The sequence below is a fragment of the Spirochaeta lutea genome (assembly GCF_000758165.1).
GTDB lineage: Bacteria > Spirochaetota > Spirochaetia > DSM-27196 > Salinispiraceae > Spirochaeta_D > Spirochaeta_D lutea.
This window is the reverse complement of the sequence record NZ_JNUP01000065.1, coordinates 1-23,308: the sequence shown is the minus strand read 5'-3', so window position 1 is coordinate 23,308 and position 23,308 is coordinate 1. Positions and strand designations below refer to the sequence as shown.

19 protein-coding genes are annotated in these 23,308 nt (G+C 56.0%); 11 read left to right on the top strand and 8 right to left on the bottom strand.

Annotated elements, in window-relative coordinates; translation table 11 throughout:
• The first annotated feature begins 121 nt into the window (after positions 1–121).
• From DC28_RS09265 to DC28_RS15565, 6 genes are all read left to right on the top strand, one after another.
• Complete coding sequence (locus DC28_RS09265; protein WP_156104642.1) at positions 122–424, top strand: hypothetical protein; 303 nt, start codon at positions 122–124, stop codon at positions 422–424.
• A 156-nt stretch (positions 425–580) separates the two neighbouring features.
• On the top strand, positions 581–964 hold the full coding sequence (locus DC28_RS09260) for a hypothetical protein (protein ID WP_037547989.1): 384 nt from the start codon (positions 581–583) through the stop codon (positions 962–964).
• Positions 965–1,040: 76 nt separating this feature from the next.
• Positions 1,041–2,003 (top strand): omptin family outer membrane protease, encoded by a 963-nt coding sequence (locus DC28_RS09255; RefSeq protein WP_162180219.1) that lies wholly within the window; start codon positions 1,041–1,043, stop codon positions 2,001–2,003.
• A gap of 303 nt (positions 2,004–2,306) precedes the next feature.
• Complete coding sequence (locus tag DC28_RS15575; protein WP_052078701.1) at positions 2,307–2,786, top strand: response regulator transcription factor; 480 nt, start codon at positions 2,307–2,309, stop codon at positions 2,784–2,786.
• Positions 2,787–2,888: 102 nt separating this feature from the next.
• Positions 2,889–4,862, top strand: coding sequence for a methyl-accepting chemotaxis protein (locus tag DC28_RS15570; RefSeq protein WP_052078700.1), 1,974 nt, complete (start codon positions 2,889–2,891; stop codon positions 4,860–4,862).
• 184 nt (positions 4,863–5,046) lie between these two features.
• Positions 5,047–6,066 carry a lysine exporter LysO family protein gene (locus DC28_RS15565; RefSeq protein ID WP_052078699.1) on the top strand — a complete coding sequence of 340 codons (1,020 nt, stop codon included), beginning with the start codon at positions 5,047–5,049 and terminating at the stop codon, positions 6,064–6,066.
• 117 nt (positions 6,067–6,183) lie between these two features.
• Here the strand turns inward: DC28_RS15565 and DC28_RS09235 are convergent, their stop codons facing one another.
• Positions 6,184–6,429 carry a hypothetical protein gene (locus tag DC28_RS09235; RefSeq protein WP_037547987.1) on the bottom strand — a complete coding sequence of 82 codons (246 nt, stop codon included), beginning with the start codon at positions 6,427–6,429 and terminating at the stop codon, positions 6,184–6,186.
• A 95-nt stretch (positions 6,430–6,524) separates the two neighbouring features.
• Between DC28_RS09235 and DC28_RS09230 the strand changes: the two genes are divergently transcribed.
• From DC28_RS09230 to DC28_RS09215, 4 genes are all read left to right on the top strand, one after another.
• Positions 6,525–7,820: an ABC transporter substrate-binding protein gene (locus DC28_RS09230; protein WP_037547986.1), complete on the top strand. Its 1,296-nt coding sequence runs from the start codon at positions 6,525–6,527 to the stop codon at positions 7,818–7,820.
• A gap of 82 nt (positions 7,821–7,902) precedes the next feature.
• Positions 7,903–8,838 (top strand): carbohydrate ABC transporter permease, encoded by a 936-nt coding sequence (locus tag DC28_RS09225; protein ID WP_052078698.1) that lies wholly within the window; start codon positions 7,903–7,905, stop codon positions 8,836–8,838.
• Positions 8,838–9,752, top strand: a complete 915-nt coding sequence (locus DC28_RS09220; protein WP_081942100.1) for a carbohydrate ABC transporter permease — start codon at positions 8,838–8,840, stop codon at positions 9,750–9,752. The genes DC28_RS09225 and DC28_RS09220 overlap by 1 nt, the downstream gene beginning before the upstream one ends.
• A gap of 27 nt (positions 9,753–9,779) precedes the next feature.
• Positions 9,780–10,394 (top strand): HAD family hydrolase, encoded by a 615-nt coding sequence (locus tag DC28_RS09215; protein WP_052078697.1) that lies wholly within the window; start codon positions 9,780–9,782, stop codon positions 10,392–10,394.
• Here DC28_RS09215 and DC28_RS09210 read toward each other — a convergent pair.
• From DC28_RS09210 to DC28_RS09185, 6 genes are all read right to left on the bottom strand, one after another.
• Positions 10,391–11,140, bottom strand: coding sequence for a response regulator transcription factor (locus DC28_RS09210; protein ID WP_037547985.1), 750 nt, complete (start codon positions 11,138–11,140; stop codon positions 10,391–10,393). The two genes, DC28_RS09215 and DC28_RS09210, sit on opposite strands and share 4 nt — an antisense overlap.
• On the bottom strand, positions 11,137–12,882 hold the full coding sequence (locus DC28_RS09205; protein WP_037547984.1) for a sensor histidine kinase: 1,746 nt from the start codon (positions 12,880–12,882) through the stop codon (positions 11,137–11,139). The genes DC28_RS09210 and DC28_RS09205 overlap by 4 nt, the downstream gene beginning before the upstream one ends.
• A 219-nt stretch (positions 12,883–13,101) precedes the next feature.
• Complete coding sequence (gene hisE / locus DC28_RS16020; RefSeq protein ID WP_037547983.1) at positions 13,102–13,710, bottom strand: phosphoribosyl-ATP diphosphatase; 609 nt, start codon at positions 13,708–13,710, stop codon at positions 13,102–13,104.
• Positions 13,711–13,897: 187 nt separating this feature from the next.
• Positions 13,898–14,662, bottom strand: a complete 765-nt coding sequence (locus DC28_RS09195) for a 1-(5-phosphoribosyl)-5-[(5-phosphoribosylamino)methylideneamino]imidazole-4-carboxamide isomerase (RefSeq protein ID WP_037547982.1) — start codon at positions 14,660–14,662, stop codon at positions 13,898–13,900.
• Positions 14,662–15,705 (bottom strand): dihydroorotase, encoded by a 1,044-nt coding sequence (gene pyrC / locus DC28_RS09190; RefSeq protein ID WP_037547981.1) that lies wholly within the window; start codon positions 15,703–15,705, stop codon positions 14,662–14,664. The genes DC28_RS09195 and pyrC overlap by 1 nt, the downstream gene beginning before the upstream one ends.
• Positions 15,706–15,902: 197 nt before the next feature.
• Complete coding sequence (locus DC28_RS09185; protein ID WP_037547980.1) at positions 15,903–17,984, bottom strand: hypothetical protein; 2,082 nt, start codon at positions 17,982–17,984, stop codon at positions 15,903–15,905.
• 259 nt (positions 17,985–18,243) lie between these two features.
• On the opposite strand from DC28_RS09185, the gene DC28_RS09180 reads away from it, so the two are divergent.
• Positions 18,244–18,951 (top strand): Bax inhibitor-1/YccA family protein, encoded by a 708-nt coding sequence (locus DC28_RS09180; RefSeq protein ID WP_052078696.1) that lies wholly within the window; start codon positions 18,244–18,246, stop codon positions 18,949–18,951.
• 139 nt (positions 18,952–19,090) lie between these two features.
• Here the strand turns inward: DC28_RS09180 and DC28_RS09175 are convergent.
• The coding region (locus tag DC28_RS09175) for a FlgD immunoglobulin-like domain containing protein (RefSeq protein WP_037547978.1) at positions 19,091–23,308 on the bottom strand (4,218 nt) is incomplete at its 5' end.

Sequence of the window (23,308 nt, the reverse complement as noted above, 5' to 3'; positions counted from 1 at the left end):
AGGTATGGTGTCGCCAGGGTGAATAGTTACAACCTTTTGCGCACTACATAAGGATTTTATCACTGCTATAGGGATGGCGAAAGCCATCCCTGCAATACGCTTTACCAAAGGAATCAACACCATGAAACATAGAATTGCCCTTGCCCTGCTTCTATCAATACTCCTCAGCGGATACAACCTGTTCGCTCATGGATCGGGATTTCAACTCCAGCCCGGCGAGGTGGACATCAGTGTGTATTTTACCCCTAGCAGTGGTACACATTTTCTTGCAATAACTGCCACTGACGAAGATCATAACTTAGTGGGATATGAGTACTATGAGTCAGTATCCCGGTTTACTTCCGGTTCGCCGGGCCTAAACTCCCTTCTGGAGGTCGGGGTGCTACCCTGGTTATCCCTTGGGTTAGAATTGGGATTTCCCTAAATTATTATAAACGGTCTTCAATCGGGTTTTGTAAGCTTGACGGCAGCGGTTACGATCCAAACCCAGTGGTTTACATCTGAGAATATCGCGCTACGTTCACGCCTATCCATTGAAGCCGACCCATTATTGGGGACTGCATATTCCTTTGACAAGGGTATGTTCAATTTCTTCCTCATTCCCGTGGGTTCAACCTTTACCCTGTATCAGAATAATCAGGACAAGTTGGCCCTGTATGCAGACTCAAAGATTATAACTAGCCTAACAAATCCAGCATATCGGACATTGGAATCGACTTTTGAACATTGGTTTATGTTTCCTCCCGGCAGTACTCAGGAAATTCCTCACAATACCGGCCCGATTGTCACCTTCGCCCTGACACCCGGCCTAGAGTTTATGCTTGGCGGTGTGTTCATCGGGCATGTAGGATTCAATCTACCGCTGTATTCCCAGGCTGTTGGAAGCATATTGCACCAGGATGTCCTAAGCGGCCTGGAATTGGACATCGCTAACCTAGAATTCGGGTGGCGGTTTCGTCTCTGACCCCGAACCATCTGCAGTAATAATGTATACTATTACCATACGGTACCCCCTCGTTCTAGGCTTTGGTCTCATACTGATGAGCCTCACCACTGTTCCCATGGGATATGCCCAGACGAATACGCCACCAGAACAATTCGCAGTTGATATCTCCGGTCCTGCAAAAATGAAGCTTAGTTTTAGTACTGGTTTTCACTTAGAGGGGGGCCGGGTACTCGAAGAGGTCTATGAAAATCAAATCATTAAAAGCCGACTTTATTGGCAGATACCTCCGACCGTGAGACTCCCATTCACCCTAGAACTTGATGTCTATCATGGCTTTTTCCTAGAAGCTAAGGGTTCATTCATGCTTACCAGTCCAGAAGGTCTAATTTTTAATACTGACTACCTGAATGGGAATGGTACAAAAACCCATTATTCCCAACACGTTAGTACCCTGCATGAAAACAGCTCACTTAATGTTACTGCCGGAATGCACATTGAATTTTCACCATTCCTCGGACTTAAACCTTACATTGGGATTCAGTATCACCGTTACCACTGGAACGCCAGGGATGGATACCTCCAGTACCCACCAGTGAATAGCGCCCCCTACCCAGACTGGTCCGATACACTAGCAATATCCTACGTTGAAGGCGAGGTTCTCGAATATCAACTGAACCTGTATGAGTTTCTCCTTGGAGTGGGGCTGACAATCAAACCGTATAACGGCCTTGTAATTATTCCCGCTGTAACTATCTCGCCACTAGTCCATGCGGCCGCAGTGGATGATCATGTAAAACGAAGGCTGAGGTTTTACGATACAATTTCCAATGCCATTCTCGTGGAGCCTGCCCTTACCGCCCGCCTCCTGGTAGATGACCGTACCTTCCTTCAACTGACCATGAACTACCGAGGATTACTTGACTCTGGAAAGGGCGTAACAGAGATTGAGGATACCCTCTCGGGCCAGATATACATACTTCCCTCGAGGGTTACCCCTGGGATAGACCTCTCGGTTTTTTCCCTAGGGTTGCAGATAGGATTCTTACTCCACAAGTAAGGGCACTATGTGGCAATCATGAAATCACCAACGCAGAATACCGATCCCACCGTAAAAAATACTTGCTTACCTCTAAACCATGGATTAAAAATCAGAAAGAGATAGATAGTGCGCAAAAGGTTGTAACTTTCGATGCTGATGCCACTATCTGTGGTGTGGCCCTTGGATGGAGCTGCTATATCTGGTGCCGTTTACAACCTTTTGCGCACTACAAAAGGGATACGAGCCAGCTGCTGAATCCGTTGCAACCGGCCCGCCACTTCATCCTTTGTAGACGCAGCAATCCTAACCCAAGGAAACCGTATGACCAGGGAGTCCCTTCGCGATTTTTACAGTAGGACCAGCCGGGCCCAAAGCATCCACGAAATAACCGCGTTATTCATGGCTGCTCTAGGTGAGGTGTCCGCTTTACCCCCGGGCATTCCTCCGGAAACCTCCCCCGGAGACATCCCGGCTTCTCGGAACCTGGAAGCACTGCGCCGGGCCGCCATGGAATACCTTCAAATAATCCAAGAATTTTATTCCCCTTCCACTCCCCCCTCCCCGGATAATGCCTGCCGCGATCTCGATGACGGCTGGCAGAATCAGGAGCTGACAATCCGGGAGCGGGAGGTTCTCCTATATCTTTCCCAGGGTGATTCCAAGGCCCGGGCGGCCCGCAGACTGGGGATAACGGAGTCCTGTGTAAAGCGGCACTGTGAACGGATATTCTGCAAGCTCGGTACAAAAACCACTGCAGCCTCAGTGGCCCAGGCGGTGCATCGCGGATATATCAGCCTCTGACAAATTACTCTAATTACTCCCTAGGAAATATTCTTACATCTTATCTCTTTTCCGTGAGAAAAATACCGCTATACTGGCTTTAGGTTCTCAAGGAGGTCGTGAATGAAGCACTTCATGAGTATAAAGGTAAAAATATTTCTCATGGTATCGGCGGTTGTTCTTATCGGATTGGGAGCAACCCTTGTCATCACAGCAAATCAGACAGGTGTCCTGATCCGCCAGGAGGCGGAGAAACTCTTGGAACGGACCGCAAGACAGTACGGGGTAGAAGCGGCCGCGGATCTTCAACGTTCAATAGAATCCCTGGAAACCGCCGCAACGTTTATTTCCCTGAATCAGGATTCGCAGAAGACCCTGGAAGCTGTTTTGACCCTTCGCAGCCGGTATCTCCAGGGGTGGTATATCAATTACCGTGACCAGCCGTCGTCCTTCGCCCTCTCTCGGAGGGGCGGAACATTCCAGGCGACCTCGGTACTACCTGAGGAGATTCCCGGGGACATTTCTCGGGAGGTTCAAAGCAGCAAGAGCCCGGTTCTCAGTGCCCCCATTACCGACGGCCAAGGGCGGCTTTTTTCGGTTCTGGCGGTGCCGGTGGTCAGCGGGGATGGATCCTTGATCGGTACTTTGGGAGTTTCCTATAATCTTGAAGTTTTTCGGGAAGCCGTGGCAGGCATAACCCCCTATGAAACCGGGTATGCCTTCATGGTGGATAACCAGGGAATGTTTCTCAGTTACCCCGACCAGAGCTACATTGGCCGCCACTACAGGGTCATTGCGCCTGAATTAGATCGGCAATTCCAGGTTACCCAGGGAATCGGTGAGGGAAATCTGGTCCGCTACACCGCATCTTCGGTGTTAACCGGGGAGCAGGCCATTGTTACCTTTGCCCCCATGGAAATTTACCAAGGAATGCCCCCGTGGTCCTTCGGAACGGTGGCGCCCACAGCCCGGGTGTTCGCCGGGCAGCAACGGCTGACCAGGATAATCCTCATCATCGGGGCACTAATGCTGGTGGTTACCGGTGGGGTGGTCTACATTCTCAGCGCTTTCATTGCAGCCTCCATTAAGACCTCATCTACGGTTGCCCAGCGGATTGCCCGGGGTGATTTGACTCCCAGCCGGGGCAAGGAACTGGCGGCCTTCCAGCAGCTTGCCCGGCGGAACGATGAACTGGGTGAGACGGGCCGGGATATGCAGCAGCTCATGGAGGTCTTAACCCGAATTCTCGCAGAGATCCGGGAAAGTGCTGATCAGGTGTCCCTGGGGAGCGATCAGATGGCCGGAAGCTCGGTGCAGCTCTCAGAATCCGCCAGCGAGCAAGCCAGTGCGGCTGAGGAGCTTGCCAGCTCTATGGAGGAAATGACGGCTGCGGTTACCCGGAATTTAGAGAACATTCTGATTACCGATAAAATGGCCCAGGATGCCGCCCAGCGGTCCGAAGAGGGGCTTGAAGCTATGCATCAGACAACCCGGGCTATGTCGGAGATTGCAGAAAAAATGCTAATCATCGAGGAGATTAGCCGGCAGACCAACCTGCTAGCCTTGAACGCTGCTATAGAAGCGGCACGGGCAGGGGATGCTGGCCGGGGATTCGCTGTGGTAGCCCAAGAGGTTCGAAAGCTTGCCCAACGATCCGGCTCTTCGGCTCAGGAGATTCACGATCTCATCCGAAACTCCACGAAGGTCGTAACCAGCGCCGGAGAACTCATAAGCCAGGTGGTTCCCGATATCCGAAAAACCGCGGAGCTCATCCAGGAGGTTGCGGCTTCGAGCCGGGAGCAGCAAAGCGGCATCGACCAGGTGAACACCGCCGTCGGTCAACTGGATGGATCCATCCAAACCATCGCAGGTTCCTCCGAGGAGCTATCATCCATGGCCGAAGAGCTCAGCAGCCAGGCGGAAACCCTGGTGCAAGCCATCGCATTCTTCAGTCTTGAGGGTGACCGCGGTAATTCCACTACCCACTCCAGCTCCCACCGAACTCCTCGGGAGCTCATTTCCAGCCTCGGCGGACGACAAGAAACGAAGTCCCGAAGGGAAATTGAGCAGCTCGAGGCGCCGGTTGAGGTGTTCTGAGTCGGCAGCCGGTATCTGAATGTTACAACCTTTTACGTATTTTCGTTTCTATCCCGGGTAACCGCGCCTGGGTCTTGATCCGGGCATATCCGATCCCGGGCGTGTTCCTGCCGGGTTCCCCGGCGGGGTACGCCTGGGATTACCTATTTCCCTCCGGGGTTGATCCCCGGTAGAATGGGGAATCATGAACAACCTTTGGACCTCGGTGCTTATAATTCTTAGTTTTGCCCTCCTGGGGTACGCTGCCGGACGGTTCTTCCGGCCGGCCCTTCTCAAGCGCAATGTCGTGTTTGCCCGGATTAATAGCCTGGTACTCTGGCTCCTCATAGCTGCCATGGGGTACCGCCTGGGCTCGGACCACAGTCTTATTGCCCGGCTAGGCGAGCTGGGTTTGACCGCCCTCATCCTGGCGGTACTCACCAGCGGGGGATCGGTATTGGCTGCCCTGGGGCTCGGCTGGTTCACCCGATGGGCTGAGAGTGCGAGGCCCGGGGCCTCTTCCGGGCAGGGAATCGAGAACCAACCCGGACGGGAGAAGCCGGGAACAGACGAACCCCCGGGGCAATCGAATCACCCCGGAGCCATTAACCGCCTGGCCCTGCTCAAGGAACCGGCCGTGTTAATTGCTGTCATGGGCCTAGGCATCCTGGTCGGCTGGATAGCTCCCAGGCTGATAGACCTTGAAGCAACACCGATAACGGAGGTTCTGTTATATCTGTTGTTGTTCCTGGCCGGACTCGGCATGGCCCTGGAAAGCAGCGGCGGGGTCAAGAGGCTGCTCCATGTGAATACCCTGCTCCTACCCGTGGCAACCGCCCTGGGCAGCCTGGCCGGGGGCGGTATCGCAGCCCTAGTTCTGGATCTCAGCCTATCCCGGGGACTGGCTGCCGCGGCAGGCTTCGGATGGTACAGCCTCTCGGGGGTACTCATTACCGATTTAGGGGATGCCTTCCTGGGCAACGCCGCCTTTTTGAGTAATCTGCTCCGGGAGAGTCTGGCCTTGCTGAGCATTCCCGTGTTGGCGGCGTCGGGGCGGAGCCTGGCCTCCATCAGCATCGCCGGAGCCACCAGTATGGATGTTACCCTGCCGATGATCAGCCGCTACAACGGCTACCAGGTCATGGGATTGTCCATGGTCCATGGGGTTATCCTGAGTATACTGGTGCCGGTGCTGGTTCCCCTGTTTATGGCGCTCCCGGGATAGATCCCGAAGTATTCCAAGGATTCCCAGATATATTCCACAAGTTATCCACAAGCTGTTCGGGATGCCTCAGGTATTACAAAATGTCCAATGTATGGTGATTATACCCGCCAGGGGTACTCAGATTTTCTCCATTTTTCCATGAAATTTTCTATCTGCTTCCCTTATAAGGAGATACCAATTGTCAATAGCAAATCGGGCAAATTTGCAAAAAAATATTCTGTCTACTACCCAAAACGTGTTGAGGTGTTTCACAGTTTCCCACAAAATTCCGAAGGTTGTCCCCAGGTTATCCACAAGAGGTGTACGGTTCATTGTACAGTTGCCGGGAAAAATCCCTTCCTCCTGGTATGATTTACCCGTCATGAAAATCCTCCTGGTTTTATGAAAATAATCGCATTGCTGGAAATCCTTCCCGGGAGGAGAATGATCTCACAATCAACAGTATCGAGGAGGATTGTATGAAGAAGATTATCATGGTGCTGGCAGCCGGTTTGCTTCTGGCTCCCGCAGTATTCGCAGGCGGCGGCCCGGAGGAAGAGACCGGCCCCATTACCCTAACCTACTGGACCCATGAGGATCCCAACCGGACGGCCCTGGAGGAGCGGTTAATTGCGGAGTTCGAATCAGCGAACCCCGACGTAACCATAGAGCGGGTAACCCATGCATCGTCCCGGATCCCAGAGCTCGTCCTGACGGCCTTTGCAGCCAACCAGGGTCCGGATATTTTTAATCTGCAGATAGAGGACGAATACGCCTACATCGCCAACCGCCGTGTTGCCCCGGTTAATCCCGAATCCGTGGGCTACGGCTCCGTTTCAGAACTCCAAAATGCCTACATGAAGGGTGTGCTTGATCCGGTTAGTGTTGACGGCCAGATCTACGGCCTGCCCCTGGAACTGACAAACTGGTCGATTTTTGTGAATGACCGGGTTTTCAGAGACGCAGGACTTAACCCGGATACCGATTACCCCAAGACCTGGGAAGAAATGGTCGAGGTAAGCGAGAAACTGGTAATACGCGACGGCGATATCCTCACCAGACGCGGATTTGACTTCCGGTATCCCTACTATCTGGTTGCCATGGTCCCCATGGTTGAACAGCTTGGCGGGGAATTAATCAGCCCGGACGGAACAGAAGCCATCGTGGGCGAACAGCCGTGGATCAGCTTCTTGCGGTTCATGCAGGAATGGGGTCCCAACGGAAAGAATCTTGGATCTCCCACATACCGGAATGCCCGCTCACTGTTTAACCACGACAACAACGATATTGCCATGGCCCATACCGGCCTGTATCAGCAGGGCCGAATTAAGGCCGATAACCCGGAATTCTTCGATAGCGGCGAGTGGCGGGTAATCCCCTTCCCGGTTTTTGAAGATGCGGTTCAGGATACTGCAGCCAGCTACTACGGCCACTACCTTATGGTGAACGGTCAGGCTCCGAGCCGGCGGCAGGATATGGCCTGGAGGTTCATCGCGTATATGCTGCAGCATTCCGAGGAATATCTGGAAAAGGTCGGACTTATTCAACCCACCAAGGCACTTATGAATAGCGATCTGTACAAAAGCATGCCCTATTCAGATGTCTTCAGTGCGGATATGGAACGGGCCCATGTGGTCTACTACGCAGGAAACAGTGCGAAACTTCAGGAACTCATAAAAAAAGCTGTTGAGTCGGTGATGCTGGGAGGAATTACGCCGGAGAAGGCATATGCCACCTTGAAGGCTGAAGCCCAGGAATTGATCGACGAAGGCTGATCAGTCCCAACCGAAGGAGATGCGGTAGTGGCGTCGGTGTACCGGTGCCATGCCGCATCTCGTTATAGAAAAAGGAGTTCGCATGTCCCGTTTATTTTCAAAAAACCCGAAGAATTCCAACCGGAACGGGAACCTGAAGCGGTATCAAGACCGCTGGGGACGCATATTTGTCCTGCCGGCTGTGCTGTTCTTCTCGGTGTTCAGTTTTTATCCGATTCTCAACGCCTTTTGGACCAGCCTCTTTAAAAAACAGATTCTCAGCCTGGCGCCGCCGGAATTCGTGGGATTCTCGAACTACGCCTACCTATTGCAGAGCAGCGATTTTTGGAACAGTATCCGGGCAACCGTGGTATTCACCCTGGGTACCTTCCTGACCCTTCTCGTGGTGAGTTTGCTCCTGGCAGCCCTGGTTCACGGGATTAAAAAAGGCGGCCGGTTGTTACAGATGGCCTACTACAGCCCTGCCGTACTCAGCTCGGTGGTAGCGGCTACCATTTGGCTGCTCATCTTTGATCCCCGGGGTTTGGCAAACCAGTTTTTGAATACCGTTATGAATTCCCCCGGGGTGGACCATCAATGGTTCTCAAACCCCGTTATGGTTCAGATTGCCACCATGCTGGTATATTTCTGGAAGTACATCGGGTACTTCGTGATTGTGGTCTTGGCGGGTATGTCCTCCATCCCCTCCAGCCTTTATGAGGCAGCCAAAATCGACGGCGCAAGCCCCTGGCAGAGTTACTGGCGAATTACCTTCCCCCTGCTCAAACCCACCATCGTTCTGGTGTCTATAATGTCGATGCTCCAGTGCCTGAAAACCTTCAGTACCCAGTATCTCTTTACCCAGTCCGGAGCCCCCCAGAGCCCGATAAACGTGATCACCCTCAATATTTATAACACCGGAATCCGGGACCACCGGATCGGAAGAGCCAGCGCTATGAGTATCATTCTTCTGGTGATTATGATCACCCTGACCTACATCCAATTTAAGGCTTCAAAAACTGATGAGGTAACCTACTAATGAAATCAATACTTCAAAATACGGCAGACCTTGTATCAGACAAACACCGTCAACCCCGCCTCAGACCCGGGGGACTGATCCAGCATCTGGGGGTACGCAGCATTACCGGCATCATCCTGATTCTTGCCCTGGGATTTACCACCCTTCCGTTGATCTTTATGATCACCGCGTCCCTCATGCCCGGGGGGGACATCATGAAAATGCCCTATCCCTGGATTCCCCAGAGCCTGAAGCTGGAGAACTTCTACCGTGCCATTGCGGGGAACAACGACAGCTTCATCTTCCCCCGGAATATTCTCAATTCCCTGATCGTAAGTTCCACGGTAACGGTGACCACCGTACTCCTTGGAGCCCTGACCGGGTATAGTCTGGCAAAATTTGATTATAAAGGCAAAAACCTGGTTTTCATGATGATTATGGCGACCATGATGATTCCCTTTGAGACCATCATGATCCCCCTGTACATGGTTGCCACCCGGTTAGGACTTCAGAACAGCTATGCCGGATTGATTCTACCCTTCCTGGTGAATGCCTTCGGGGTATTCATGATGCGCCAATACTATACCACCTTTCCGGATGAATTTATCGACGCAGCCAGGGTGGATGGTATGGGTGAGTTCGCGATTTTCCGGAAGATCATCCTCCCGAATACCGGTCCTGCCGTAGCCACTCTGGCGGTATTAGCCTTCCGGAGCCAATGGGATACCCTGTTATGGCCCCTGTTAATCGCTCAATCGGAGTCCATGAAAACCATCCCCCTGTACATTGTTAAATTTGCCGCAGAAAAACACGCCGACTACGGAGCCATGATGGCTGTGGCGGTTATCGCCAGCATACCGATGTTCATTCTGTTTTTCACCCTTTCACGGTATTTTGTGGGAGGATCGGCTGTCTATAACGCGCGAAAGGGCTGAGATCACCAGCTGCATAAGGAGTACACCGTGAATGTAATTTTTGATATGGGCGGCGTTTTGGCCCAAGAGGTGGATGTTATACCCCAGATTTCCCAGATAACCGGAATTTCCCCGTCGGATATTCGTGATTTTTCCGGGGTAGACTTCCACTCCATGTCCGAAGGAGCCATGACAGCCCAGGAATACTGGAACCTCTTCAACACCCATTTTGGAACCAATGTGGAGGGTGATTTGATTGCGGAGTGCTTCAAACCCGTCATCGATCACCGGATGCTGTACCTCATCGATGCCCTGAAAGCCGGAGGAAACCGGGTTGTCTGCGGAACGAACACCTTGGAGAGCCATTACCGCATCCACCGGAACCGGGGCGATTACGACAGCTTCCACCAGGTCTACGCAAGCCACCTCATAGGGATAACCAAACCTGATCCCCGTTTCTACACCCACATTCTCGACACCGAGGGTTGGAAACCTCAAGACTGCCTATTCGTTGACGACCGCCGGGAAAACACCGAAACCGCCCAGGCCCTGGGTATACAAACCTGGACCTATGTATCCACGGAGTTAGGCTTCCAGGAGTTTGTTTCCTGGATCTGCGGCATAGCCGGTGCCCGGCTTCCTGAGGCATTTTGCCCCCATTAACCCGGATGATCCCGGAATTCCCGGGGTGTCCGGCCATAATGGCGTTTGAACACCCTGGTAAAATATGCCGGATCATTAAACCCGCATAGCTGGGCCACCTCGCTGACATGAAACCGGGGATCCCGAAGGTAGATACAGGCCTGTTCCATCCGGAACTGGGTCAGGGCTTGGACGAAGGTCATGCCGGTCTCGGCCTTGAACAGGCTGGCCAAATGGCCTTCGCTCACCCCCACGTCCTGGGCAGCCTCAAATAACCCGATATTCCGCCGGTACTGACGGTGGAGAAACGAAAGGGCAGCCTGGACCAGGGGGCTTTGGTGAGAATTTGCGGCCTGGCCGCCCCTCCCCGGCTTACCGTCCATCTGGACCTGGGGAGCTGAATGCCAGGTGCTCAGCTTGGCCACCGCCCGGCGAAGGGCCTGGCGCAATTCGTTATCGTCCAGGGGTTTCAAGATGAAATCAGCCGCCCCCACCCTCAGAGCCTTCTGGGCGTACACAATCTGGGCATGGCCGGTGATGATGATGGCTGCCTTAGGCATTACCTCTTCAATCAATGAAATCCCATCCCCGTCGGGCAGTTGGATGTCTGTCACCAGGATGTCAGGCTGGTATTCCTCCACCGCCCACCGGGCCTGTGCCAGGGTACCCGCGCTGGCGACGATCCTACACCCCGCACTTTCCCAGGGGAAGGTTTCCTCCAGCTCCTGCCGCAGGAGCGGTTCATCCTCAACGAGCAGTACGGTCATCCATTACCCTCCTCTGTCGGCTGCAGATTTGCCCTTCGGGGAATGATAATACGAGCCTGGGTCCGCAAATCGCCCCGGAAAAACTCCACCCTACCCGCATCACCGTACACGGCCTGCACCCTCCGGCGTACATTCTCAAACCCCATTCCCGCGCCTGCCTCGGTATCCTGTTCCGGGGCCGCCTCTCTCACCGGCCCCAGGGCGGGGGGAGTCGTGTTTTCAACAATAATCTGCACCGACTCCTCTTCCGGGCCGGCTACCTCAACCCTCACGGAAATCTCTACCGGCTCGGGAGTCGCTTCAACCCCGTGGAGGATGGCATTTTCCACCAAGGGTTGAATCAGAAGTTTCGGAACCAATAGCTCAAGGAGCCTCGCGTCGACATATTCGGAGAAAACAATGCGGTCCTGGTAGCGCATTTTTTGAATCCGCAGATAGCTTCGAATCTGAGCCATACTCTGCTGTACCGTAACCATGCCCCCGGTGTCGGTTATGGCAAACCTGAGGATCTTTCCCAGCTCGGTAATCATGTCTGCCACTACCTGGCCCTGACCAAGCTTCGCCATGGACTTGATGGATCCCAGGGTGTTGTATAAAAAATGGGGATTCACCCAGGCCTGCAATGCCCGCCGCTCAGCCTCCCGGAGTGCCCGCTCCTCCTGCCTAATCTGCACAATTAATTGATCGATGGTACCGACCATCCGGTTATAGTGGACCATAAGGTAATCCAGCTCGTCCCTGGGGGTCTCCACCCCGGCCGTATTTGTTCCGACCCGGAGTTCCTGGATCCGCTTGGGCCCCTGATTCCCTCCGGCCATGGCCGTCACAATGCGGTGGATCGGCCTGCTGATGGATCTGCTGATCCGGATCGAGATGATGACCGTTAAAATCCCTGCCGCCACCATGAGCCATAAGCCCACGGCTAACAGCTCGCTGAGACTCTGAAAGGCGGGAGCCAAATCGGTGAGGCCTACCAGTGAGATCCGTCCGGCTTCCAGGTCCCGGCGGTGCACCAGAAGATCCGCCTCGGGCTGCCGCATCACCTCCGGGGAGAACACAATACCGAGCTGGGGTTCGTCGGAAAATCCGGTTATCTGCTGGGGCCGGAGCAGGTCGAAGATGGCAAACCCTCTACGGTCCACCAGGTACAGATCACGGAAGGGGGACGAATCTACGTAGCTGTTCAGGGCTGCGTGATGAATATCCAAAATCAGCACCCCTCCGGGCAGACCAACCCAGATGGACAGTCCGGCCCCCTGGCGAATGCCTAGGGAATACCCCGGGTTCCCCGAGAGGACTCCGTCAGGAATTCCGAGGCGGTTCTGGTAATTTCTAAAATCATAGTCCTCGGCCAACACCCCGGTGGTATGGCGCTGCATGCCGTCCATGCTGGTAAGGGTGATGTCGATGGTATGCAGATGGCTGCCGATCCCCCGGTATAGAGCCGAGTACAGGGCAAGCTCCTGGTCCGGCGTCCATTCTGCCTGGGAACCCCGAATGCTCTCCTGCACAATGGGATCGTCAGCGAGACTCCGAGCCAACGCCAAGAACCCACCCAAGGCCGCGTCAATATTCCCCGACAGCTCCAGAATACCCCGCTCAGCCCTCTGTTCACCCTGCTGAACGGCGAAACCCCGCCCCCACAACAGCAGACTGAACCAGACCAATGCCAGGGGTAAAAAACTTACCATGGAATACGAGAGAAGCAGTTTAACAAAAATAGGACGAACCGGTTTCTTCACGCCCCTAGTATATCAGAGAACCGCCAGCCGGGCAGAACTAATCGTAGTGTGCAAAAGGTTATACCATTGCCCCCATCGACACTACTCCTGGGGCCGGCCCCAGGTACCACCGCTATATCCGGTGTAGTTTACAACCTTTTGCACACTATCTACAATTATGTGGACTTTTCAATCCCGAGCCGGTCCAGGTGGGATCATGCCGGCCTCCGCTATTTTCGGCTACCGCCGGGCAAGCTCCTGGAAAATCGTATTAAAATCAATGCCCCGTTGCACGAAGAGCACCAAGAGATGATACAGAAAATCTGCTGACTCATACACCAACTCTTCATCGCTGCGAGCAAGGAGGATCTCCACCGCCTCTTCTCCGGTCTTTTTCCGGATCTTCTCTTCGCCCTTGGAGAATAGGTGGGTGGTATAACTGCCCTCGGGCATCTGAATCTTTCGCTGACGGATAAGGTCTTGAAGCTCTGTCATTACCTGTCCGGGGTCCGCCTGGGTTTCCTCTGGCTGAGTCACAGCTTCCTGATCCCCGGGGGCCGGGGTGGTTGGTCCGGCATTAGAATCCCCTCCATTCTGCTTTTGAGGAGCCCCTTCAAAGCCTGTAACCACCGCCCGGACCATACCGCGCTCCTGACGAAGATCCTGCAGCTTCCCTGCTCCGCTCAGGGGCAACAGGCGTCCGGTTGATCCGTCCAAGGTCCAAAGCCCGCCCTGTTCAAGAGACTTCTGAATACCCTTGGTGTTGATAAGTCCCGCGGAAAGCAGGTCTCCCCCGGTGTTTTCGATAATAAGGGGCTGTACCGCTCCGTCTTTCTCAGGTGTCTGCATTCCTGCTCCTTCTCACTGGTATTATTAGTGCGCACAAGGTTGTACATTACACCAGATATAGCGGTACAAACAAAAATCCCAGCCATAGGTAGTGTCGCCGGGGCGAAATGTTACAACCTTTTGTGCACTATGCATGGTTTTCGGTACCAACTGCACCGTCTTCTATACCCGTCGCCGCCGGTAACCCCTACCAGCTAAATTCCCGGGGTTGGGGAAATTCCCGGAACAGCTCCGCCAGGGATATCCGGCCCTCATAATAGGCCCGGCCGGTAATGACCGCGGTGAGTCCCTGGTCCTGACTCTCCGCAACCCGGCGGATGTCGTCATTGCTGCCGACCCCCCCGGAAACCACCAAGGGCAGATCCCCAGCCCGGGCGACCTCGATGCTGCGCTGAATATCCGGTCCGGCCAGGGTACCGTCCATGGCGATGTTCGTGTATACAATACCGCACAAGCCCTGGGCTTTCGCCCGGCGGGCCAGATCGATGTCCTGGATAGCGCTGCCAGCCTCCCAGCCGGCAATCTTAACCTCTCCGTCCCGGGCGTCAATCCCTGCTAAAAATACCGGTCCGAACTCCTCAACCCACTGTCCCCCGACCTCGGGCTGCCGGGCAAAGAGGGTGCCGAGAATCAGGCGGTCCATACCACGCTCCAAAAGCTCCGCCGCATCCTCCCGGGTACGGATGCCGCCTCCAACCTCCAACAGCCCTGGAACCCGGCTGCGGATGCGCTCCATAATACGCCGGTTGTTGCGAACCTGTTCCCGGTCGCTGCCGTCCGCCTTTGCTCGGGCCGCATCCAGATCTACCAAGTGAATCCGCGTGGCCCCGAGATCCGTCAGCTCCTTGGCGGCATCCACGGGATCGCCGTAGTCTTTCTTTGTCCCGTAATCACCCTGGTGCAGCCGCACCGCCTTACCGTCAATCATATCGATGGCCGGAATGATAACCATTATACCTGCTCCGTCTGATACTGTAGTTCCCGGCCGGCGGCAAAGGGCACCACATTCTCATAGCGCTCCGGCACCTGCCAGGACCGTTCTATAATACGGATTCCTTTGGATTCGGGGTAGTCTCCCGGTCGGGGGATGCGGTAAAAATCCGCCCCGGTGCGAGCCACGAAGGCCTCAAAACGTTCCAAGGCCCCGTTCTCGGCGAACCACTGGGCCGCCATCGCCAGGGCGACCGGGGCAGTGTAGACACCGGCGCATCCGCAGGCCGACTCCTTGTCATGGACCGGATGGGGCGCAGAATCGCTCCCGAAAAATATCCGCTCCCGGCCCTCCAGCACCGCTTTCTGCAATGCGGCCTGGTGATCCGGAGCCTTGAGTACGGGTTTACAAAATAGATGGGGATTTAAATGTCCGCCGATCATATCATCCAGATTACAAAGCAGGTGGTGCAGGGTTACCGTTGCCCCCACCCGGTCAGGCAGCTCCGCCAAGGCATCCAAGGCATCCCGGGTAGTGATATGCTCCAGTACTATTCTGAGCCGGGGAAAATCCCGTACCAGGGTCCGCAGTACGGGCAAAAAGGCCCTCTCCCGATCCAGACTGAAGGCCCCCGGATCTTCCCCATGGATGCACAGCACCACATCCCCGGCCTCCATCGCCTCCAACAGGGGATACATACTCCGGAAATCCTGTACCCCGTCTTCACTGTTGGTAGTCGCTCCCCGGGGATAATACTTCCCGGCCACCACCCCTGCAGCCTGTAGTTCCTCCAAGCCGGCGGGATCCACATCCTCCCCGAGTTTGAAGGTTAACAGGGGAGTAAACTCCGGATACCCGGCCTGCTCGGCTGCTGTTCGGATGGCCTGGCCGTAATCCCGTATCTGCCGGGCGGATTTTAGGGGCGGCTGGGTATTGGGCATGACCAGGGCCCGCTGGAAATCCCTGGCGCTGTGGCGGGTGTACTGATCCAGGGCGGGACCTTGACGGAGATGCAGGTGAAAATCATCGGGTTTGGGAATCTCTATGAGTATGTGATCGGACATACCCTGAGAATTGCCCCCAAGCCAGGGCTTTGTCAAGGCAGTACCGGGATCTGGGCGCCGAGGTACAGTATCGCCTACGAGGGGGTGAGCCGGGATTTTGAGGGACTTAGAACCGGTACATCCCTTTGAGCCCTAGAAAAAGGGGAGTACGGCGTGGGCCATACTCCCCGGGCTGCTTCGGGCAGCTCATGGGTATACTACTGGGGCTGCATAAAGGGCACGGAGACTGTGCCACCTTGGCCGTCGGGATAGGAGAGAATCACCGATCCGTCCCCCAGCTCGTAGGGCGTAAGGTAGCTACGTTCCATGGACACCCAGCCCTGATCGTCAACATCCCGTTGAAGGGTTACATTCCGAAAGTAGCCAGATTCGGTACCGGATACACTCCAGGGCTCGCCGCTTTCATCGTCGCTGGATGGCGAGGTGGTGGTGTAGGTGTAGGTGCCGTCGGCGTTCAGGGTAAAGGCCATGCTCTGATCCTGGGTTTCCCAGGTACCGATCCAGCTTGAAGGCCGATCAAATGGCGTCTGGGTCAGATTGAGAGCCGATTCTCCCTCGTAGAAACTCAAGACGCTTCCCTCCAGGTCGAAGGCTGCCAGCATAATAGCAGCATCATCCTGCCAGTTCAGCTCCTCGGACCAGCTCTGGGTGACGGTTATCAACAGGTATTCCCCGAGGATACGCAGGGTCCCCCGGTTCCCGTCGATTTGCTGGGTATCCGCATAGAGAATCCGCTCAAACTCATCATCGGCCACCTCAATGGCAACCACCTGGGCAAACTCCCCGTCCCGGAACTCGTACACCGCCGAGCCGAAATCCTGGAGCCACACACCCTGGGTATCCTCCAGATCGACGACAGGAGTACTGGGGCTGAAGACCACCGGGCCGTCGGGATACTCCAGGGTCATAGACTCAGCTGCAAGAGCCCAGGGGGTCAGGTAGCTGATCTCCATGGGTTCGTACCCCGGCAGCTTGGCATCCCAGCGCTCCAGGGTTGTGGTGAGAATGAAATCACCCAAAACAGACACCGTCCCCTTCTCGGGACTGAAGTCAAAACTATCGGTATAGTACTCATAATCACCCTGGGTCGACAGAACAAGGGCCTGAATCATATCCCCCTCATTGGCCCACACCCCGCTGAGGGTCTCCATGGATTGGGGTTCCTGCCTTTCTAGGGTCAGCTCCCCTCCGGGACCGTCTATAGTCAACGCCCCCTCGGCTGTCTGATAGGAAATCCATTCGGATCCCGTATCAGCCTGCCAGTAGGTCTGGTCGTTCCAAGCCTCGGTAAAGGAAATGATAATTTTCACCCCCATGAGACTGGCGGTTCCCCTGCTGCCGAACACCTGCTCGGTCTGGTTATAGAACAACAGCTCGAAATCGCTGCCGTTAAACTGGAACAGGGCCGCATCGGCGGTTACTCCCTCCTCAACGGTGTAGGGCTCCTGATCGAAGACAGTAATCCAACTGCCGGCAAGATCATCGGCGGTCGTGGTATCTGGTATGAAGGTTGTGTCTCCGCTTCCCGGATAGGTAAGAACCAGGTTTCCCTCGCTGATGCGATAGGGGGTCAGGTAGTCGATGTACACGTCAACAAAGCCCTCGCCGGAATCCCGGCTGGTGGTGGTATTCCAAAACAGGCCCGAGGTATCGCCGCTGACCATCCACCCGGTGCCGGTCTCAGAGCCGTTTTCATCGCTGGTGTAGGCATAGGTGCCGTCGGCATGGAGAACCAGAGCCTCGCTGCCGTCCTGGGTTTTCCAGCTTCCCGCCAGGGTTTCCTCAGTGGAAAAGACAGTTTTGGTCAGGGTGATTTCAACGCTATCCTCCGGGGGCGTCATGGTGAGGCTGGCGGATTCCAGGCTGATAGGCACGGTTTCGCTGCTTGCCTCGGCCTGCCAAAACAGCTGGTCGTCCCATTCATGGGTTTGTGCCAGCACCAGGTTCTGCCCGGACAGGGTGTAGCTGCCCTTTATGCCATAGACCTGCTGGGTTTCCTTAAAGAAGACGACCTGGTACTGGGTCTGTTCCACCTCAAGGATCATGGCATCGGCTTCCAGGGGCTCAGTTTCCGATCCCATCTGATAGAGGTCGGTGCCGAAATCCTTATACCAGGTTCCTAAAAGTTCATCCGGTACAACTGTTTCATCCTCCCCGGGATCGTCTTCTCCCCCGGGATCCGGTCCTGCCGGGTTAATGCAGGCTGTCAGGGTTACAAGGAGCGCTAGGGAGAGCAGAACACAGAAGAATGCTCCACGCCGACGGTAAGTCCGTTGCATAGGGACCTCCTTTTCGGTCATCGGACCATGGTGAGTTCATTGGGCATGGAAGGGGTAGTACTGAGTTGGCGCACCCAATACTACCAGTATAATACCTTTGACGGACAATGGAGGATTTATTATAGATATCTAATGCGAAGGGTATCCTCAGAACCGGGCGCCCACTAGGTGCCGGTTGGAACCCGGGGCATCCGAAATTCCGGTTGTATCCTCCCCGGGGGTTTTTTGGTATTATTGTATAGATAGGAGGATGAACGGTATGAATCAACAGCAAACGAGTTTCAGCCAAGGCCTGAGTGCCGTGGCAAGCCGGACGATCTTACGAAATGTATATATATGGATGACCTTGGGTCTTATAATAACCGGTGTCGTCGCCCTGATGGTGGCCAATAATCAGCAGGTGGTGTACGCCATTGCCTCGAGTCCGGGACTTCTGATGATGCTTATTATCGGTGAGCTCGCCCTGGTCTGGTTTTTATCCGCCAGTATCCATAAGCTCAGTACCGGTACTGCAGCAGCCCTCTTTGCCCTGTATTCTGGACTCAACGGGGTGACACTATCCTTTATCTTTCTTGTATACACCGCCAATTCCATTGCCACGGTATTCTTTATTACCGCCGGAACCTTCGCAGCCATGAGCCTCTATGCTATGACCACCAAACGCAGCCTAGAGGGCTGGGGCCACTACCTGCTCATGGGCCTAATAGGGCTGATCATCGCCAGTGTGGTGAACATTTTCCTTCGCAGCGAGGCTATGTACTTCATCATCAGCGGTGTCGGCGTGCTTCTTTTTACCGCCCTGACGGCCTACGATACCCAGCAGATCAAGAAGATGAGTGATCAACTCACCGGCGAGGTTGGTGAAGAAGACTTCGTGCGGCTTTCTATTCTCGGAGCCCTGCGCCTCTACCTGGACTTTATCAACCTTTTCCTCTACCTGCTCCGTTTCTTGGGTAACCGCCGCTAAATCCCTTTAGGCGTACTAGGGTACCTTCCAGGATCAGGAGGTACCCCGTCATGCCCGTTGCTCCCCGGGTCAACCTCCCGGGGGGCGGCAGAATCCCTGCACCGAATACACTTGCCAACGATACCCATTCCCCCACTCCCTAGGGCTTAACCACCAGCACCTTTCTATATTCGTCAATGTCCGGACCTACTACCCGTATGAGGTAGAGGCCCCGGGCGACGACCTGCCCCTGGGTATTGGATCCGTTCCAGGAAACCGAGTAGGACCCGGTTCCCTGGCTGCCCCGGTGGAGAACCCGGACCAGATTACCGTCCAGGGTAAAGACCGACACCGTCACCATTCCCGACCTGCCCAGATCGTAGAGCACCATGGTGGTGTCCCCGGCCAGGGGGTTTATAACGTTGTTCAGGATGGTAACGCCTGCACGCTGGGTAATAATCCCGCCCACGGTGAACTTCCAGGTATCCAGCTGGAAGGGCTTATCCGGGTCGGATACGAGTCCCGCATTGAGATCGCCCACACCGAGAATAAACTCTATGACATTTCCGTCTACCATCTCCGGGTCGTCCCCGGGAATTATGAAGTTCCGGGTGGCTCCCTGGGAGGCGCTCTGCCGGGCCCGCCGGGCTTGGATGTTCGCCTGGGGGAGAAGCCCGGTAAGGCCCTGGGGTGTCCAGAATCCTTCCCGGGTAACCTCCTGGGGTACCAGGGCATCGTAGAACAGAGATGTCGGCAGGTCCCTGGCGACTGTGCCAGAAAGGGATGTTTGAATAAGAATATCCCGGTCGCTCAAGGTTCCGCTCCCGGAGAAATCCCTGAGCACTTCGAAGGGAACCCCCTCCCCGGTATCCCGCTGGATTCCGTCGGAGGCGTAGACCGGTGAAATCACCCCAAGGGCGAGATCGCTCACCCGACGGGAATATTCGCTGCCCGAGAGCATGGGATTGCTGTTACGGTCCACCACCCGGGCCTGTCCCTGGCTGTTCAGCCTGAGGCTGCCGGTCAGCAGCATATCCGCGGTCATAGGCTGGGCAAGCTGGAGGTACATCTGGGTTATGGTGCCCGCCACGTCGGTCTGATCCGGTCCGTCGGGGGCTGGAATCCCTCCGGTAACGGTATTGGTAAAGCCCGCTGAGGAGGTGAACTCAAAATAATCGCCCAGGAGGTCGGCGATACCCTCGGGTGTAGTGGCCTTGGTTGAATCGCTGGCGATGGCCTGGAGGGGCTCGTTGAACTGCAGGTATATGTTACTGCTGCCCACCGCCGCTAGGGCCAGGCGGATGAAGGGCGGAGTCCGTTCGATGGCCTGCATATCCGACCGGGAGAAGAGCAGGTTTCCCGCCAAGTCGGTGAGGTAGGCCTCTTGATGGTCGTACCCTGCGGCAATCTGGGTCAGGGCGCCGAAGCTGTAGGCGTTGGCATCCAGACTGATGGTAAAATAGGGATCATCGGCAATGTTAATAAGCGTATTGGTTTCTCCGGGCCGGAACTGGGAATTGTTCACCGAGGTGTCGAAGCTCCGGCTGTATTGCGAGACCAGGGGCTGGGCGCCCAGGACATCGAACCGGAAGGCCTCCGCTTCGTTGGCCAACCCATCGAACTGGCTCGGGTCGCCCCCGGTGAATCCGAACAACCCGTCCCGCAGTCCCCGGGGTATACCGTCCAGGGGCCGCATGGGAGCCGCGGCATAGGAGTAACCGGTCTGGGAGACATCGGGGTGGTTGGGGATTCCCGGATCCTCGGAAACCGGGTCCCAGTCGCTTTCGTTGTTTTCTCCGCTATTATCCTGAATAAAGAACTCAATCCGGTCGACCAGTCCGCTGGGCAGGGTGGACCGGGCGACAATCTCGTAGACCGAGGGATCGCCGCTGTCTGAATCGAAGCTGTACACCGAGAAGTCCGGGGGATCCAGATCCATGGGCAGGGTGCCTCCCGGGGTATCCGCGGTAGCTGATTCGCTGAATGCCACGGGTCCCTGGGCCGCAGGGATGACATGGCTGGGCCGTGAGTCCGCGGCAGCGTTTTGCGCCAGGGCCGCGGTGCTGATAATGTGGTTCACAGCGTTCCCCGCCCGGTCGGTGATGAACTCATTGGCCGGAACCTGGAGGGTTGTTCCTGGGGTTCTGGGATCGGGGAGATTATAATGCCAGCCGGGCCAGGCGGGGCCGGGGGCGGCGGTTCCGTCGTTAAAGGTTCCCTCTCCGGCCTGGAGATCGAAGGAGCTGAGGAAGATTTGCAGCCGCCTGGCCCGGTCCAGGGCGGCGGCGGTTTGGTCGACCTGGGCGCTGGAGAGCTCGGGCGCGGCGGGGGGAGTGCCGGTGTGGGTGAGGATGTCGCGGTAGAGGGCGTTGGCGGTGGGCTCGGGGTGGGGGGCGGCCGCGCCGGGGAGGGCGTCCCGGGAGCCGATCTGGGTATTTGCCCCGGCGGTGTCGAAGCCCGGATTTGCGTAGCTGAGAAGGCCTGTCAGGGTGATGGTCTGGGCGTCGGTTACTTCCAGACCCCCGCCGTGTTCGCTGGCTGCGGTAAAGGCGAGCTGACTTCGGATGTTCCGGGCCGCCGCGGTTTCGGCAGCCCCTGCAGCCGGAGACCCTGCACCGGTACTCGGGTTTTCGGTGGCCTTCAAATCACCTATATCCACCGCCTCGCTGTAGAACAGGTCCAGGTAATTGTGGGCATCGATGCTGCTGGGCTGGGCCTTATTGTGGTCCGCCCTGGCCGCCTCCACCTTCCACAGGTAGGGGTGTGCCCCGTCCAGGGTCCGGTCATAGGACACAATGTCCGCAGCGGCCGGGTCCTGATTGAAGCCATAGTTCACCACAGGGCTCTTACCCTCGGCGCTGAAGAGGCTGCCCTTGATGGTAAATAGGTTGGGGATGTTGTCCAGACTGTAGTTTCCCGAGCGGTCCGTGGAGGTAGCAGCCCCGGCTCCGCCGTTGATGGCTGCCTGGTGTTCCGCGAAGTCCGGGGTACTGACCCCGGATCCCGTGGCGTCGGTCTTCCAGCGGTTTGCCGAGGTGGTGTGGTTGGTTACCCGGAGGTAGAGGGGTTTGCTTCCATCGCCTACCTGATGATGGGCGGGATTCGCGTAGTCCAGGGGCACCAGGTGGCCCGGCTCGGGATCTGTGGTCAAGGCATCATTCAGAGGTTCGCCGAGGCTATGACCGGGAGCCAGATAGACTTGATCGAAGGTCAGGCTGCCGAGGCTGCCTCCCGGCTCCGTAGGATCGGCGGCGTCGGTGTAGTAGAATTCCTGGCCGGCGAAGGCCGCTTCCACTTCTCCCTGACTGTTCGAGAGCGGCTGGTTGAACACCACCCGAATGATAGTATCCGCCACGGTGCGGGCTTCGGTAATCCGGAGGGGCTGGTCGTTCCAGGTGCCTGCATTGTTGCTCCCAAAGGTTACATTGTTGTTTCTGGCGTGATTCTGACCCTGTGGGGCTTCTCTGGGGTCTGCCGTCCCGGCATAGGGGATTTCAGCCCGGACCGCCGATATGTAGCCGCCGCTTGCGGTGCCGTAGTCGATACTGCTGTTGAATACCATGGCATAGGGCAGGCCGAAATGCGGTGCATCCCCAGGGTAATGCCCGGGTTTTGCCCCGGGCCTGGGGTCTGCATCGCTATTGTCAGGGACTGCTATGCCCCAGGATGCGGCTCCCGAAAGGTCCGTTCCGTTTACATAGAGGTTACCGGCTACAGAGAGGGTGGATCCGTCAAGGTCCTCCAGGACTGCGTCCGGTGGGGTTCCGAAGGTACCGGTTGCTGCAGTATAGCCTCCGCCAGCCGGGAAATAAGTAAGCCCGCCATTCCCAACGGCCGCCCCTGCTAGGGGGTAGCTGTGAAGGATATTGCCCGGGTGACTGCCCTCGCGGTCCGGGTCGTTGGGTTCGTAGTTGGTGCCGAAGATTGCCAGATCCCCGGCGCCTTCACCTGCGTCAACGGCCGCTCCCTGGAGATCTGTCGCCAGGGTCTGGCCGTTCACATCGAGGATACCGCGGTAGAAGACTATCCGCCGGGCGGTCAGATTCCGCTGAAGGGTGATGGTGGAGGACGGGGCGTCGATGTAGAGGTCTTGGTATTGGAGAAGTATTTCGCCGCCTGGATCGCTGTTACTGAGCTGGCCAGCACTTAGCAGGAGTAGGTAACTAAGGGGGGTATTGGCACCCACCGCTCCATCAAAGTCTATGTTCCCGGTACCCGCGGTCAAACGAAGAATGAAGCCACCATCAATTGTACCAGCACCAATGAAGCTGATGTCACTGTTAGCTGTGGTTACATCCACATCGGTGGTCAGTACTGTTGCACCGTTGAAGCTAATCGTTCCTGTCGTGGCTGTCGTACTCTGGTAAGTCGACCCATT

What these genes read in the sequence shown, in the direction of transcription:
- DC28_RS09265 (WP_156104642.1), top strand. Translation starts at nt 122, where the DNA reads ATGAAACATAGAATTGCCCTTGCCCTGCTTCTATCAATACTCCTCAGC.
- DC28_RS09260 (WP_037547989.1), top strand. Translation starts at nt 581, where the DNA reads ATGTTCAATTTCTTCCTCATTCCCGTGGGTTCAACCTTTACCCTGTAT.
- DC28_RS09255 (WP_162180219.1), top strand. Translation starts at nt 1,041, where the DNA reads ATGAGCCTCACCACTGTTCCCATGGGATATGCCCAGACGAATACGCCA.
- DC28_RS15575 (WP_052078701.1), top strand. Translation starts at nt 2,307, where the DNA reads ATGACCAGGGAGTCCCTTCGCGATTTTTACAGTAGGACCAGCCGGGCC.
- DC28_RS15570 (WP_052078700.1), top strand. Translation starts at nt 2,889, where the DNA reads ATGAAGCACTTCATGAGTATAAAGGTAAAAATATTTCTCATGGTATCG.
- DC28_RS15565 (WP_052078699.1), top strand. Translation starts at nt 5,047, where the DNA reads ATGAACAACCTTTGGACCTCGGTGCTTATAATTCTTAGTTTTGCCCTC.
- DC28_RS09235 (WP_037547987.1), bottom strand. Translation starts at nt 6,429, where the DNA reads ATGACGGGTAAATCATACCAGGAGGAAGGGATTTTTCCCGGCAACTGT.
- DC28_RS09230 (WP_037547986.1), top strand. Translation starts at nt 6,525, where the DNA reads ATGAAGAAGATTATCATGGTGCTGGCAGCCGGTTTGCTTCTGGCTCCC.
- DC28_RS09225 (WP_052078698.1), top strand. Translation starts at nt 7,903, where the DNA reads ATGTCCCGTTTATTTTCAAAAAACCCGAAGAATTCCAACCGGAACGGG.
- DC28_RS09220 (WP_081942100.1), top strand. Translation starts at nt 8,838, where the DNA reads ATGAAATCAATACTTCAAAATACGGCAGACCTTGTATCAGACAAACAC.
- DC28_RS09210 (WP_037547985.1), bottom strand. Translation starts at nt 11,140, where the DNA reads ATGACCGTACTGCTCGTTGAGGATGAACCGCTCCTGCGGCAGGAGCTG.
- hisE (WP_037547983.1), bottom strand. Translation starts at nt 13,710, where the DNA reads ATGCAGACACCTGAGAAAGACGGAGCGGTACAGCCCCTTATTATCGAA.
- DC28_RS09195 (WP_037547982.1), bottom strand. Translation starts at nt 14,662, where the DNA reads ATGGTTATCATTCCGGCCATCGATATGATTGACGGTAAGGCGGTGCGG.
- pyrC (WP_037547981.1), bottom strand. Translation starts at nt 15,705, where the DNA reads ATGTCCGATCACATACTCATAGAGATTCCCAAACCCGATGATTTTCAC.
- DC28_RS09185 (WP_037547980.1), bottom strand. Translation starts at nt 17,984, where the DNA reads ATGCAACGGACTTACCGTCGGCGTGGAGCATTCTTCTGTGTTCTGCTC.
- DC28_RS09180 (WP_052078696.1), top strand. Translation starts at nt 18,244, where the DNA reads ATGAATCAACAGCAAACGAGTTTCAGCCAAGGCCTGAGTGCCGTGGCA.